We start from the raw sequence: 13,603 nt of genomic DNA, 5'->3' as shown, positions 1-13,603 counted from the left end.
GCAACAAAGCGTGCGTTGCGAAGGCTACCTTTTACGTTTGCCCAGATAAGCGTTGTGAAGAGGGCTTCAAACGTACACTTTGAACGGCGGGGTTTGGTATTGGAAGACCGGCACGGCGATTTGGGAGGCCTCATGACGCGCGCACCCCGTGATGGAGACGTCATCGACACGTCAGCCACCACGCCGCTCTACTCCATTGTTGAGCAGTCCATTCGTGGCAAAATCCTAGACGGGAGCTGGGAGGTGGGCAGCCAGATCCCGCCCGAGCTCGAACTGTGCGAACGCTACCACGTAAGTCGCACGACCGTGCGCAAGGCGCTCGATGCCTTGGTGCGCGAGGGGCTCATCGAGCGACACCGCGCCCGTGGGACCTTTGTGCAACGGCCCGGAACTCGTCGTCTTGACGGGCACTTCACGCTGGTAAAGGGCTTTTCCGACGAGGTGCATGAGCTTGGCGAGAGTGCCGTGACGTTCTGGGCGAAAGTGCGGACGGAGCCTGCTGACCGTCTGGTCTCCTGCGTCCTTGACGTTCCCGAGGGCGAGAGCCTGCTGGTGCTCGAACGTCTGCGAGGCACGGCGGGGAAGCCCTTCACCTACATGGTGTCGCGCATCACCCCGTGCGAGCGCTTTACCTTGGATCCAAAGGCGTACCAAGGCTCACTCTATGAGATGATTCGACGGAAAGGCATCGAACCCCACCTGGTGCAGGAGAGCGTCGAGGCCATCTGCGCCCCAGCGATCATCTGCGAGCACCTTGGCATCGGACGGCGGGAGCCCGTGCTCAAACGCACGCGACTCACGCGCGACACGAGCGCCGGCTATTGCGAACTCACGGAGAACTACTACATTGGCAAAAGTTACCGCTATTACATCGGCTTCGGCAAAGATAGTCCCATTCCCAGGGCAAGGGCGGGCAGCGCGTGAAATGGTTCTGATGGCCGATGTCACCATGTGATTGAAGAAGTCGCCGCGCTGGTTGACGAAGTCATACGCATTGACGACGCCTAACTTGCCAGTTGGCCACGGACATCATTCTGAGTTGCTGAGGCGAAGATGAATGGGGCGCCCCACTTCCCGGCAAAGGCGCGCAGGGCGCCAACGTCAAAGCGCCCCCTACGTACATCATCTGGCGAAACCCAGACAGGTGGGCCGCTTAACACGGGGAGCACAGCGCGGCTGACATGACCGAGAGCGCCCGGAAGGAAATCATAGGGCACTTGGATGCGGTCACCTGCTCTTTGGCCACGACCGGATCATCCCCGCATGCGCGGGGAGCACGTTGACACGACGTGTCGCTGATGGGTATATTGGTGGCGAGGCCAACTCCCACCCACCTATTTGGGAGGGATTGGCCTCAATTGCTATATGAAGCGCCTCACGTTGCGGATCATCCCCGCATGCGCGGGGAGCACGAGGCCTTCTCGGTCTGCTTTTGCTTCGCCCTCAGGATCATCCCCGCATGCGCGGGGAGCACCAGCAGGCGGAGCGCCAGGGACGCCGGCACGAGGGGATCATCCCCGCATGCGCGGGGAGCACGAAGTCCTCGACAATCGCCTTCGGGCAGCTTTCGGGATCATCCCCGCATGCGCGGGGAGCACAAGCCTTGCGCACCTTGAAAACCGGATACCCGGAGGATCATCCCCGCATGCGCGGGGAGCACAGGGCGACTGCATGGACCGCATCATTCCTGAGGGGGATCATCCCCGCATGTGCGGGGAGCACCTCTTGCGGGGTCGCCTCATGCGCCTTCGAGGCAGGATCATCCCCGCATGTGCGGGGAGCACAATGTCGGAGCCGCTTATGATGACCGTCTTGGCCGGATCATCCCCGCATGTGCGGGGAGCACTGCGAGTCGCGTCTGCTTGAAGACGGCCAACGGGGGATCATCCCCGCATGTGCGGGGAGCACCATGGACGGCGGAACCAAGGCCTTCGGCGTGAAGGGATCATCCCCGCATGTGCGGGGAGCACTCTTCCACGTCTTTCATGACGTCCTCGACGGTGAGGATCATCCCCGCATGTGCGGGGAGCACTTCGACACCGCCTGCCTCAGGCGGTAGAAGTCCGGGATCATCCCCGCATGTGCGGGGAGCACAAGACCCGTTCGTCAGGTTCGCTACCGCCCTGTTGGGATCATCCCCGCATGTGCGGGGAGCACGAACCCGAACCGCCAGTCAAGCACGTCAACCTTGGGATCATCCCCGCATGTGCGGGGAGCACAAGTTCTGGCTTCACGAGAAGCACGAGTTCCGAGGGATCATCCCCGCATGTGCGGGGAGCACGCTTATTTTCCTGCACGTCAAGCATGCCGTAGCGGATTATCAGTTCACTTTCTCATCCGCTGACTCGTCTGGCAAAAAATAGTTCTTCTTTCCTTGAGCACGAAACCTGTGAGCATTTCTATATTGGCTCGCATGGCTCCAGCCGGGTTTCATCTTGCCCTGAAACCCATGGTACGCATCGTCCGGCCTTCGCGACACCAGGGTCACACCCTCACAGTCCACAGGCTCCCAGTCTGGTCGTAAGACCCTAAACGCCAGATGCTGCTCGTTCCGTGCCGAATGAACCATCATCGCCCTTCCCTCCCTCACCAGGGAGGTCACACGACTCCAAAGCTCCTCGCGAACGCGGGCAGAGAGGTGCCCCACGTACACGCCGGGAGAAATCTCAAGCAGCCATCTCGTCAAGTCACCTCGCAGGCCTGCGGGGCAGGCGGTCAGCACTATGACAACCATTCAACCCTCCTCCAAATCTCGGCCATACGACCGTCCAGAAGGGACCTCGCCCGCGCACTCATCCCAAAGGGCAATGACGTCCTCCCCATTCTCCCCGACGGCCCCCTCCGCGGCGTCCCCCATGAGCAGCGACCTGACGTCCCTGACCATGCGGGAGAGAATCGACAGGTCATACACGGCGTCTCTCATGCCCCGCCGCACCGCAGACCCAATGTTTGCGGGCTTGAGCGCGGCAATCCTAAACGCGACAGGGATGGAGAGCTCGGTCTTATACAGGTCCGCAACGTCATAGACGAACGAGCGCTCATGGCCCACATGCACAAAGCCAAGCCCTGGCGAGCAGCCGAGCGACACGATGACGGAATGGGCCAGCGCATACAGGCAGACATGGGCCGCAGACAGCGCCTTGTTGATTTCCGAGGCGTCATCAAAGTCATTGGGATTGTACTCGCGGCGATTCCATTCAACGCCCGTCTCTGTGGACATGTTTCGGTAGACCTTCCTAACCCGCGCCCCCTCCCTTCCCCTGAGCTGCTGCATCGTCAGCCCACTGACGTCCTCGTCAGGAAATCGCAGCTGATACATCCGCCGTGCCACACCAAGCCGCGCACGGCGGTTGGAGACCAAGGCAGCCTGACGCTGCAACAGGGCTGACGAGTGGGTGAGCGGCTTCCCAAAGGCATACAGGCGTATACCGCGCTCGCCAACCCACACGACCGTGGACCCGCTCTCCCCGATGACCGTCATCGCGTCATGCGTGATGGAGCTGCCGGGACCCAACATGAGCACCGACAGGGTGGCTGAGGGAACATACGTCGCTCCCTCGGCGTCAAAGACCGTGATGGCATTCTCGTCCCTGCCAATCTTGCAGCGCTCAACATACAGGAAGGAAAGCCTGTCCTCCGCTCGTGCCAGCGCGACGATGTCGGGAGGGGGCGTCCCCCTGGCTCCCCCCTTGCCCAGGCTCATGTCATCCCACCTCTCGATTGACGCCCTTGGAGCCAATCATCTCCTGTTCCAGGGGGCGATGGTAAGCAGGCCGCACCCAAAGCTCTTTGACCTGCCCACCCCCTGACAGAGCGCCCTGGCAAACGCCGACGCGTCGGTGACGGTGAGGACGCCGTCGAACACGGCGGTCGATATCGTCACGGTGGAGCCTTGACGCGAGAAGCGCTCCTTACGCCTCTGGGTCACAGTCACATAAGGCATCGCATCTTCCCACACCGCAAGCTCAAAGCCATGGACGTTGCCCTGTCGCCGCAGCCAGTCAACCTGCTGCGCCTCGGTCGCATGCCCTTGAATGGTGCCCACGACCTTCTCGTTGGGACGCTTGCCCTTGTCAGTCCGTACGAGGCGCGTGGGATTGGCCTTGAGCCTGAACTGCCAGCTCTGCCCCTGCGCGATCTTGCCCAGAAGCGGGGAGTAGTCCTTCGTCTCGCCCGGCGCCGCAGCGGGCCACCCATACTGGTCGGCGACATGAGTGAAGTCGGGCCTTTCGGGGCTTACCACATACAGCCAGAGCGAGTCCTTGTCCTTGGGGTTGGCGTCAATCCTCCATAGCACCCTCCCCTTTTCGTCAAGGCGTCGGGCCGTGGGAGGAAAGCAGTGCTCCACTGCGGCATGCACAAAGTACGATGAGGCCACGAGCCTGAGCGTATTGGGCCGTGCCACGTTAAGCGGCACCCTGGATATGTACACGTTGACACCCTCCTATACAAAACTCATGGGGTCGTGATCCCCCAGCTGTGGCGGCCTGCCATGCCCACGCGCCGGCGTCGTGTCAGCCTGCGCGCCTTCCTGCGCGGCGCGCAGGGATGCGACATCAACGACAAAGTGGAAGACCGCCCTCTGTGCGTACGTACGCCCCGACCCCGAGAAGCTCAGCGGAAAGTCCGCCTGGCTCGTGCACGGCTCGCCCTCCCGGGCGTCGCACAGCACGGGCAGCTCCGTCTGGCCGACACGTCGTCGTTCATGCTCCGAGGCGATCCAGGGATGCCGGGACAGCGCGTCCCTCACGTCCTGGTAGGACTCCTGAGCCTCCATGAGGATCGGCTCGCCTGGCGGGCATGACCTTCGTCCCAGAAAGAGCGGCCACCGGGGGGCCCTGAGAGCACGCGCAATGTCCCGTAGCAGCTCGTCGTCTCCCCCGAGCGCGGCCAGGAACTTGGCGTCAGCAAGATAGTACCTGGTGGTGAGAGGCATGGACTTTTTCGTGTCGCCCAGAGGATGCTCCGTCTGAAAGTCAGGGAGCAGGCGCCCCGGCTGGTCAATCCTCACGCCAAAGTCGAGAAGGGCCAGGTCCTCGACGGACTCCTCCCGACTCCTTCCCAACGCCGAGGCCACAAGCCCCACGACACCGCTCTTGGTGGGCTCTTGTCGTGTGGTCCTGCGCGTGAAGCGCGAGGAGTCCCCCCACGACTGAAGGGGTCCCGCCAGCCTGAGCATCAAGACGCCCATTACTGCTCGTCACCCTTCAACTCCGCCAGGATGGCTGCCTTGACGTCTTCGAAGATCTGAGGGAGCTCCTCAACGACCCCCAGCTCGTCCAATTTCGGACTCTGCCCGTCAATGGAGGAAATCCATGTCCGCCTTGCCTTGGAACCATACATTCGCTCGGTGTTGATCAGGCGCTCGACCAGACGCTCCTCGGCGCGTTCGGAAATTGAGGCGCCCTCCTGCGCGCGCACGGGCTTCTCGAACGCCGCAGAGGCATTGATGGGCTGGTCGGACCGAAGCGCCACGATGACGGTGCTGGGGACGGTCCTGTTGGCAAAGGTGTTCTGCTTGCCCGTGGGCATGGAGCGCACGAACGCCTTGACAAATGCCTCGACGCCCACGACGGTCGCCTGGTCATCGCCCAGCTGCTCACGGAGGGAGTCAACGTTTACCGTCGCATAGCGATACAGCGTCGAGGAGTTGAAGCCCACGGACTCGATCATGGACGCGCCGGCGTTGTCATTGGCGGAACAGTCGTCGAGCGCCGTGAAGTAGTCATACTCCTGGGTGATCTTGTCGACGGAGATAGCATGGGCCACCTGGGCCGATGCGTCAGTGCTGAGGTCGGGGGCGTCGGCAAGCATCCTGCCAAAGAGGGCTATGTCGAGCGCCTGCCTGCCGTGAAACGCCTTGGACACCTCCTTCTTGAGCTCCTTCGGAGGCTTGGACGCGTCCTCACCCGCACGAGCGTGACGGACGGCAAGGGCTGCCAGCTTGTCCAACTCTCGTTCTGCGATGAAGATGAGATATTGAGTGACCTGCGTGCCCATCTCCTTGCCCTTGCGCTTAGATTGCTCAGTCTTCACCCCTGCCGCGCTCAGCACGGCCTGCGCCCACGCATCGGCGACCTCGGCGAGGCCGGAATCGAGCGCGACGATGCGCTCGGCGATGAGTTCGCAAGCATGGGCCGTGCGACACCCCAGCTCATCTGCTGGGACGTACTGCATGAAGCTTTTTCTCATGGCGTGCTTCCAGGCCTGACTTGACACGCGAGCACGGAGCGCGCCGCCAAACACGGCGGTCTTGGGCGTACCTGTGTCGTCTCGGTTGATGTTGCTGGGCGGCACGTTCTGGATTACATGGATGTCAACGAACATGATGTTCCTCCTCGTTTGGACATGAAAACCGCATTGCAGGCGGCCTGCGTCACTGCTCCTTGTCGACGTCTTCTGGCGTGGGCCGATACGCAAAGTAATCCCGCGCCCAGCTCATGTGCACGCCGTCTTTGGCCTCCGGAATCTGCAGAAGATAGAGATCGTGCGCGAGCCTGCCGTAGTCAAGCGGAACGTCTTGCGCGCGCAACAGTTGCACCAGTGCTCGCAGGCAGACCTCGACCGCGCCCCATTCAGTCGCCGCCTCGAGCGATGACATGCGCCTCTCGATGCCTGCGGCACCCGTGTTGTCGCCATGATGATGGCCCGCCTGGAAGCAGGCGGACCCCAGAGTTCCCCGCCATGGGGCGTCCTTGTCAAAAAGCACTGCCATGGGCTTTTTCTTGGACTGCTGATGCAGCGCATAGAGCTTGAGCGCCAGCTTGGCAGAGCGCATGAACCGCTCAGCGTCGGCATCCTGCAGCCCATCGAGGGGCATGTCCGCAAAGACGGTCTCTCCCACGCTCATCCACGAGCCGGCTCCCGGGGCGTCGAGCCTGCGGAGCCTCGCCAACTGTGCGCGAGCCGAGCTTGACCTCGCTAGGAACGAACCCTGAAGCTCCGCCACCTTGCGGCTGACATATGCCCTGACCAACGAGCTTGTGCTTGACCTGCCTGAATTCACGACTCCTCATCCTCCTTTTCCGCCATCGTCTGGCCAAATCGATAGGTCGCCTTCTACTGGCGCCTCTTTGACGTGCCGGGAAGCGCCTTGTCCAACGATTGCTCAAAGAGCTGCAGGGCGCGCCCGACGGACATCTTGTCATGCACCTCAAAGTAGGAGACGCTCATGGTGCTAAGCGATCGATGACCGATGGCCCATATGATTCGACGAATCTCGTTGCGCCAGGCGTCAAAGTAGCCTTCGTCTTGCTCCGCCTTGTCCAGATTGCGCAGGCGCTCCCTGCAGAGGCCGTCCATCTCGCGGAAGGCCTCTTCCTTGACCTTGGTCGTTTTGGCCCTGTACTGGGCGGCGTCGCCCCTGTCACCCGCAGCCCTACGAATGTTGTTCATGAAGCGACCCAGGGCGTCTGCGGCATTGGCTGCCTGCTCCACGACCTGCACCGCAAGGGCGCGCGTTCGCGACGCGTCTCTGAGGACCATGGCGGGGATGGCAAACGAGTCATCGATTGCCTCGGAAAACACGCTGCTCTGAGTCCCGTACACCATACCCTGGGCATGGAGGGTCACGAGCGGCGAAGCGCCCTCAAAGACGTCAGCGTCCTCAAGGGCGCCGATCCAGCGAATGACGCCCGGGCGCAGGTCCTGCTCGCCTGTTGCGCCGCGTGCGGCGATGACGGACCCCAGTCCGCGCCAGAGCGATTGGGCGGGGTCATGGGCCAGCGGCATGAGCGGCACGTGGGACAGGCCGAGCTTCTTTTGCTGGGCGGGGCTCTCCCGCCAGGCGGTCATCGGCTCGACATGCTGCTTGTCAAGAACGCTGCCGACGGTGCCGTAGCAGGAGATGACGCCCCTGACGACCTGGGCGGACGCATCGGGAACCAGGCGCACTCTCCTGCTCTGCGCGACGTACATGCCCACCGGGCCGTAGGGCTCGTCCGCCGCCTGGATCACCATGTCGCAGCTGCGGTCGTCCTGCTCCCAGGATGGCAGGTCGCGCTCGACGCCCAGCAGCGGGTGCTCCTTGCTGCGGACCGAGTCGTAGAGCACCCAGTTGAGCATGAGCGTCTGAAAGAGATTGTCACCCTCGACGAAGATGCCGCCCAGAGCACCCGCGACGCCCGTTCCCAGGGCGCCCTGGGGGGCGTAGACCCTTCCCGCCTTCTGGTGCGTGTTTCCCACGACGGGAGACTTGATGCCCGCCGGGTCAAAGGCCTGCATGAAGACGAGCCAGCGGGCTGCCTCGGCAAAGCCGAGCGAGTCAAGGTGGTGCTGGTCCCTCATCGAAAAGAGGAACTTTTCGGGCTTGGGAACGTCCGCGACCATCTCCCCGACAGAATCGTACTCCTTGCTCACATAGCGCAGGCCGGGCGTCTGGAAGAAGGGATGCTCAGGGTCAAAGAGGTCAAACCTGTCGTGAAACCTGTCCAGATACGCGTCGATCGTATTGAGGTCAAACGCGCCGTCCTCCCAGGATTCCTTCCAAAACAGGCGCAAGTCGGCCTCGGTGCCGGTAAAGTCAAGGTGAGAGCGGTACAGGACGGCAAGCAGAAGGCGCAAGAGAACGAAGGTCTGCTGGCGCACATCCCCCTCTATGGTTCGGATGCGCGGCGCCTGGGCAAAGACGTCCCCGAGCGTCAGCTCACCTTGGCTGCCGTCACGATAGACGACGGGAATCCATCCCTCCTCAAGCAGATTGAACGACAGAGGTTGCTCAGGTCCGGCCATAGACGCTCCCATCTGATGGATGCCGATGGAACTGCCCCGCAGAGGCGGGGAACACTACCTCACTCTGATGCTCAACTGGATCAACTCATAATGAGAATGTTGAACATCATAGTCAATTTATCACGGCAGAACTGCCAGTCATCTCTCACCCGCAAACGGTCTGCAAACCCACCTGAGCGGAGTACTCAAGCCGCTGACCCAAAATCGTGGTCACGAGCAACCCATTTTTCTCCTCCCTCATGAGAAGTGCGATGCGCCCCGCCAGCCAGGGAGAATCCTGCCAGCACGACACGATCTCCCCACTCTTGTCCTCAAGCTCCCTGATGAGAAGGTCTATCTTCTGGGGGTTGCACAGGCTCAGGGGAAGACGAACGCAGCCTTGGGCAACGAGGCGGGCGAGCGCCGGTTCGGGGCAGGCATGCACGGGCACCGAGGCGCCGGGGAGAATGCCCCGCCTATCGTCACCAACCCACGGGAGCAGGCTCACGCCGTCCGCACCTTGTCTGAGCAGCAGCACCTCTACCGTCTCCTGCGTGTCGCGCACGGCACGCTCGCCCGCGTCAAGGTCGGCGGCGTCGCCCAGGCAGTGGCTTGAGGCAAGGTCGTCCAGGTTCCACTCGTTGGTGACGGAGGAGACGGCAGAATGCAGGAGGCAGACGCGAGCTCGCGCCATCTTCTCGCGCCGCTTTTTCTCTCTTTGCGCGCAGGCGCGCTGATATCCTTCCTGCCAGCCCTCGGGAACGCGACCGCTTACCCCCTTTGAGTAGGCGGCCCTCACGAGGGGGGCAATATCCTGAGGCAGCGCAAGGTCCCTACGCCCGCCGGCATCGGTCAGATCCAGCACCGAGAGCGCCTCCATCAGGGTGGCTTCCCCGTACACCTTGGTGACGTCATCCATGAAGGCGGGCACGCCCCCCTCCCAGGACGTGATGCCCCTCACATAGCAACGTGCCGTGCGCAGGCGGTCAGGGCGGTCTTTCTCGCCGTCACCCCGCACATGACGATGGGTGCGCCCCAAACGCTGAAATATCAGGTCGACGGGGGCTACGTCGGTCACGAGCAAGTCAAAGTCTATGTCAAGGGACTGTTCGAGCACCTGCGTGCCTACCACGACAAGCCGTTTTGGGCGCCGCCCGTTTGCGCGGGTGGCGGCGGGGCCAAGGAGGCTGCGGATGCTCCGCTCTATGAGCAAACGATCAAGGTCAATAAACCGGGCGTGGTCAAGCAGCACGTCTGCCTCACCAAAGGCCTCGCGCACGACCTGGAAGACACGCTGCGCCCGCGCGACCGTGTCGCAGACGACGCCCGCGACGCCGCCCTCAACAAGCCTCTCCTCAAGCAGGCGGACCAGCTCGGACTCATCGTCTGCCATGAGCGCCAGGCTGAGGCTGACGCCGCGCCCTGACGTCGCGCATGGAAGCTCACGTCTCTCGATGCCGCAGGTGTAGGTGATGAGTGGGTAGGCGTCGCCGCGTGCCGTGCCTTCCAGGCTGGGCGAGACGGACGCCGGCGTCGCGGCCGCGGTCGGCGCGGCAGAAGACGTCGCTGCCGCGGTCAGTTCGGCAGGGGGCGTGGCGGCAGGGGACGTCTGCGCCCATCGGGATACAGGCCGATGACGACGAGCTCGCGTCGCGAACTGAGCTCCCGAGGCCTTTCTCCCCGCCAGGTAGGCATCGACCATCTCCTTCTTGAGCTGCGAGGGAAGCGTCGCGGAGAGCAGGATAACGGGGTTATGCCAGTAGCCCAGCCACTCGAGCAGCCTGCCCAGATACTGGCGCATGTACAAGTCGTACGCATGGCATTCGTCGATGATGACCACCTTGTTGGCCAGCGCCACCTGCCTCAACGAAAGGTGCCTCATGTCGAGGGCGCCCATGAGCGCCTGGTCCACCGTGCAGACGACGAAGTTGGCGAGCATGCCCTTCTTCCTGCCGGACATCCAGTCGGAGGCAAACACGTCGCCTTCGATGCCGCCTCCTCCTCGCGCCGAGCCCTGTCGTCGGCGCGAGGCCGCCTTGATGGATTGGAACTCCTCGTTGAGCTGAGACTTGCCGTGTGCGAGCGTGACGCTCTTGTCGTGTTCGCCGTCCACATGCGGCAGCCTGTCAAGCCAGTGACGCACCCTGCCGAACATCGCATCGGTCGTCGCCATCGTGGGCAGGGCCACGCAGATGCCCCCCATACCGCCATGGGCGCACATGATTTCCGCAGCGGCCAGGGCGGCCTCGGTCTTGCCCTCTCCCATGGGCGCCTCCAGCACGACGATGCCAAGGTCATCGTGCTCCCGCGCGATCTTGACCATGGCGGCCTGGATGGGCCTGAGCACGCAGCCGGCAGGAAGGCCAAAACGCTCCCTGAACGAGGTCTCGTCCAGGGGCACGGCCGTCCGGCTCGTGTGCCACGGAGTTGGTAGGTCCGCGCACTCCCAACCCTGCGCAAGGCGCGCCTCCAGGAAAGCGTCAGAAACCCGTTTGTCCCATCGATCCTCACCCAAAGGAAAGAGAGGGAAGAGCTCCTGATTGCTCGCAAGCCAGTCCGCCATGGTGACGATCCCGGCAAGCAGGCTCAGGACGGGAGCGGGCAGGACGTTCTCGCTCAGGGTGCAAACAAGGTCCGACGAGACGCTGGCCCGACATATGACAAGTTCAGAGAGCTCCTTTCTGACTCGCGCCCACTCCTCGCTGCCGCGACCGATGGCGCCCATCTCGGCCGCGTACAGCAGCCTGGCGTCCTGTGCCGCCTTCTGCTGGGGAAACGTCCCATGATGAGAGCCGATCACGCTCGCCAGGGCCTTGGCGGCACGCCCGCCCCATCCACGCGCGCATAGGAGCTCCCGCACGAGGGCCTCGCCGGCGACGGCGTGGGTGGGCAGCCGCCTCTCGGCGAAGTCGGCGCGAAGGCAGAGCCCCGCGCGGATGACTCTGTCTGGCAACGTCTCGTCCCATGATGACGCCGTCCGCGAGGGCGTCGACTGAAAGACGGGCGTGGCCTTGCCCAAGTCATGCAGGCCGGCAAGCAGCATGAGGAGGCTCCTTGCCACGTGCTGGTCTCCCCCGAGCGGCCGCGAGAGCGTCTCCCTCGTTCCTTGGGGGAGCCACGCGTCCCACAGCAGACGCGCGACGCCAAGGGAGTCAAGCATGTGCATCGCGAGAGGCAGCCACGCCTCCCCCGCGCCATAGTCCGACTTACCCCATAGAGAGCGCGCCTGGGGCGAGATGTCCATGCGATCCTCCCTGCCTCCGTCGTGTGGCACGACGCCGATGGCGGCGGGTCCTGACTGCGCCGCGCTGGTTGGGAAAACTATGGCACAGCGCCCCGACAGAAATGTCGCGAGAGGAGGGGTCGGCGCGGCCGGTCCCCCTCCCGCGCCATGCGGCTCTTGTTCTCATCAAAAGCGTGCGTCTGGAAAGTGTGCGTTTGGGACCCTCTTCACAAAGCTTATCTGGGCAAACGCAACGACATATTGCAAAGACGCACGGTCCGCTCACGCTCCGCACCGCCTTGCCGGCCAGACCTGACAACCCCCTTACGAAGCGCCGCCAACGCAATGCTAGACTGGCGCCATGAGCTGCATGTCTGACATCGCCAAACGCTATCTTGCCCTCACCTTTCTCATCACCTGGTCGTGCTGGGGGCTCAGGGCGATGCTCTGCATCGCAGGAGTCATCGACGCCGTGGCGCCGGCGGTCATGCCCCTCTTTGTCTTGGGAGGCTTTGGCCCCACCATCGCGGCATTCGTGGTCCGGCCCGACGCACGCACGCGCAACGGATGCGCTCGCTTTCTGCTGGCGGGTTCACGAGGCTCGTTAGGTTGGCTCGCGCTGCTGGCGAGCCTCGTCCTTGCCGCGGTGACGCTTGGGTCCGACGGCCTCAACCCACAGATACCCCTGTTCGTACTTCCCGCGCTCTTCGTGATCACCACCGTTGCGGGCGGCGGCAACGAGGAGCTCGGCTGGCGCGGCGTCCTGCAGCCGGAGCTCGAGACGCGCCTTCCCTATCCCGTGGCTACGCTGGTCGTAGGCGTGATCTGGGCGGCCTGGCACCTGCCGCTCTGGTTTACGCCGCAAGACCCCCACCTCGCCATGCCATACGGAACGTTTGCCCTTCAGGCGGTGCTGCTCTCCTTCTGGCTCGCCGGGCTCAGGCGGCGCGGCGCCTCGCTGCTCTGGTGTGCCGTCCTGCACGGGTTTCTCAACACGCTCTTGTCGGCGTTCCTGCTGCGTCTGGGGCCGGACCTCGCCGTCGGATTCCTTGTCGTGACGGCAGTCTCACTCTGGATGGGGATGTCGGGAGCGCCCGCCGGCACCGACGACGAACAGGGGCGGCCCCGGCCTGCCGCATAGACTCCCTTCCTACGCACTCCGCGCATGCGCGGAACCTGACGGCCCTTTCACCGGGCATGACTCTACCTGGAAAACTGACACCCATTCCTGTTGGCACTCAGCTTTTTTGCACTCAGCTTTTTTTGCGCTCAGCTTCTCTTGTCCATGTGACCGTCATGTTGGATGTCGCCGAAAGCCACGACGCACGACTGCCGGATATGGGCGCCTGCCGTTCCGGGCGCCTGCCGTTCCAGGAAATTATCAATGACCGAGTTGCCTTCGATTTTGTCATTAAATTCGCGCTTCCTGGGCAAACGTAAATTTAATGACCAGACGGCGGGCATCTGGTCATTGATAATCCCGGGCTTCGACAGGCGGGCGCCTGGGAGGGTGGTCAGGGCTACCTAGGGGTGCGGGCGCCTGGAAGGGCCGGCGGACCAGGGGACGAATGCGTCTAGGAACGTCGGCGGGGTCGCCTGCGGGCATGACCGCAGGCCGAGATGCCGCTCACCTCTCCGGATGTGTTCCATAGCCAGCGCTTTCGTGGCCGG

Annotated in this window: 10 protein-coding genes and 1 CRISPR repeat array; of the genes, 2 read left to right on the top strand and 8 right to left on the bottom strand. The window is 63.3% G+C overall.

The features are described 5' to 3' along the window. Nucleotides 1–132 precede the first annotated feature (132 nt). On the top strand, nucleotides 133–924 hold the full coding sequence (locus tag BN3001_RS01690) for a GntR family transcriptional regulator (protein WP_058270095.1): 792 nt from the start codon (nucleotides 133–135) through the stop codon (nucleotides 922–924). A gap of 460 nt (nucleotides 925–1,384) precedes the next feature. Then, nucleotides 1,385–2,281: direct repeats of the CRISPR family, unit length 28 nt; unit sequence GGATCATCCCCGCATGTGCGGGGAGCAC. Nucleotides 2,282–2,320: 39 nt separating this feature from the next. Here the strand turns inward: BN3001_RS01690 and cas2e are convergent. From cas2e to BN3001_RS01650, 8 genes are all read right to left on the bottom strand, one after another. Further along, entirely contained in the window at nucleotides 2,321–2,734 is a 414-nt protein-coding gene (gene cas2e, locus BN3001_RS01685) for a type I-E CRISPR-associated endoribonuclease Cas2e (protein WP_058270094.1), read from the bottom strand. Beyond that, nucleotides 2,735–3,703, bottom strand: a complete 969-nt coding sequence (gene cas1e / locus BN3001_RS01680) for a type I-E CRISPR-associated endonuclease Cas1e (RefSeq protein ID WP_058270093.1) — start codon at nucleotides 3,701–3,703, stop codon at nucleotides 2,735–2,737. Between the two features lie 36 nt (nucleotides 3,704–3,739). Continuing rightward, nucleotides 3,740–4,432: a type I-E CRISPR-associated protein Cas6/Cse3/CasE gene (gene cas6e, locus BN3001_RS01675; protein WP_082629906.1), complete on the bottom strand. Its 693-nt coding sequence runs from the start codon at nucleotides 4,430–4,432 to the stop codon at nucleotides 3,740–3,742. Between the two features lie 12 nt (nucleotides 4,433–4,444). Beyond that, the gene (gene cas5e / locus BN3001_RS01670) at nucleotides 4,445–5,191 is read right to left on the bottom strand and encodes a type I-E CRISPR-associated protein Cas5/CasD (RefSeq protein ID WP_058270092.1); all 747 of its coding nucleotides are present in this window, start codon (nucleotides 5,189–5,191) and stop codon (nucleotides 4,445–4,447) included. Next, entirely contained in the window at nucleotides 5,191–6,327 is a 1,137-nt protein-coding gene (cas7e, locus tag BN3001_RS01665) for a type I-E CRISPR-associated protein Cas7/Cse4/CasC (RefSeq protein ID WP_058270091.1), read from the bottom strand. Before cas7e ends, cas5e begins: the two co-directional genes overlap by 1 nt. A 49-nt stretch (nucleotides 6,328–6,376) precedes the next feature. Beyond that, entirely contained in the window at nucleotides 6,377–6,949 is a 573-nt protein-coding gene (gene casB, locus BN3001_RS01660; RefSeq protein WP_268872520.1) for a type I-E CRISPR-associated protein Cse2/CasB, read from the bottom strand. Nucleotides 6,950–7,059: 110 nt separating this feature from the next. After that, entirely contained in the window at nucleotides 7,060–8,730 is a 1,671-nt protein-coding gene (casA, locus tag BN3001_RS01655) for a type I-E CRISPR-associated protein Cse1/CasA (RefSeq protein ID WP_058270089.1), read from the bottom strand. Between the two features lie 145 nt (nucleotides 8,731–8,875). Continuing rightward, the gene (locus BN3001_RS01650) at nucleotides 8,876–11,953 is read right to left on the bottom strand and encodes a CRISPR-associated endonuclease Cas3'' (RefSeq protein ID WP_058270088.1); all 3,078 of its coding nucleotides are present in this window, start codon (nucleotides 11,951–11,953) and stop codon (nucleotides 8,876–8,878) included. 349 nt (nucleotides 11,954–12,302) lie between these two features. Between BN3001_RS01650 and BN3001_RS01645 the strand changes: the two genes are divergently transcribed. Further along, entirely contained in the window at nucleotides 12,303–13,073 is a 771-nt protein-coding gene (locus BN3001_RS01645; protein WP_058270087.1) for a CPBP family intramembrane glutamic endopeptidase, read from the top strand. Nucleotides 13,074–13,603 lie beyond the last annotated feature (530 nt).

The sequence above is a fragment of the Olsenella massiliensis genome (assembly GCF_001457795.1).
GTDB classification, from domain to species: domain Bacteria; phylum Actinomycetota; class Coriobacteriia; order Coriobacteriales; family Atopobiaceae; genus Olsenella_F; species Olsenella_F massiliensis.
This window is presented reverse-complemented; position numbering and strand designations above follow the sequence as displayed.

What these genes read in the sequence shown, in the direction of transcription:
- BN3001_RS01690 (WP_058270095.1), top strand. Translation starts at nt 133, where the DNA reads ATGACGCGCGCACCCCGTGATGGAGACGTCATCGACACGTCAGCCACC.
- cas2e (WP_058270094.1), bottom strand. Translation starts at nt 2,734, where the DNA reads ATGGTTGTCATAGTGCTGACCGCCTGCCCCGCAGGCCTGCGAGGTGAC.
- cas5e (WP_058270092.1), bottom strand. Translation starts at nt 5,191, where the DNA reads ATGGGCGTCTTGATGCTCAGGCTGGCGGGACCCCTTCAGTCGTGGGGG.
- BN3001_RS01650 (WP_058270088.1), bottom strand. Translation starts at nt 11,953, where the DNA reads ATGGACATCTCGCCCCAGGCGCGCTCTCTATGGGGTAAGTCGGACTAT.
- casA (WP_058270089.1), bottom strand. Translation starts at nt 8,730, where the DNA reads ATGGCCGGACCTGAGCAACCTCTGTCGTTCAATCTGCTTGAGGAGGGA.
- cas1e (WP_058270093.1), bottom strand. Translation starts at nt 3,703, where the DNA reads ATGAGCCTGGGCAAGGGGGGAGCCAGGGGGACGCCCCCTCCCGACATC.
- cas7e (WP_058270091.1), bottom strand. Translation starts at nt 6,327, where the DNA reads ATGTTCGTTGACATCCATGTAATCCAGAACGTGCCGCCCAGCAACATC.
- BN3001_RS01645 (WP_058270087.1), top strand. Translation starts at nt 12,303, where the DNA reads ATGTCTGACATCGCCAAACGCTATCTTGCCCTCACCTTTCTCATCACC.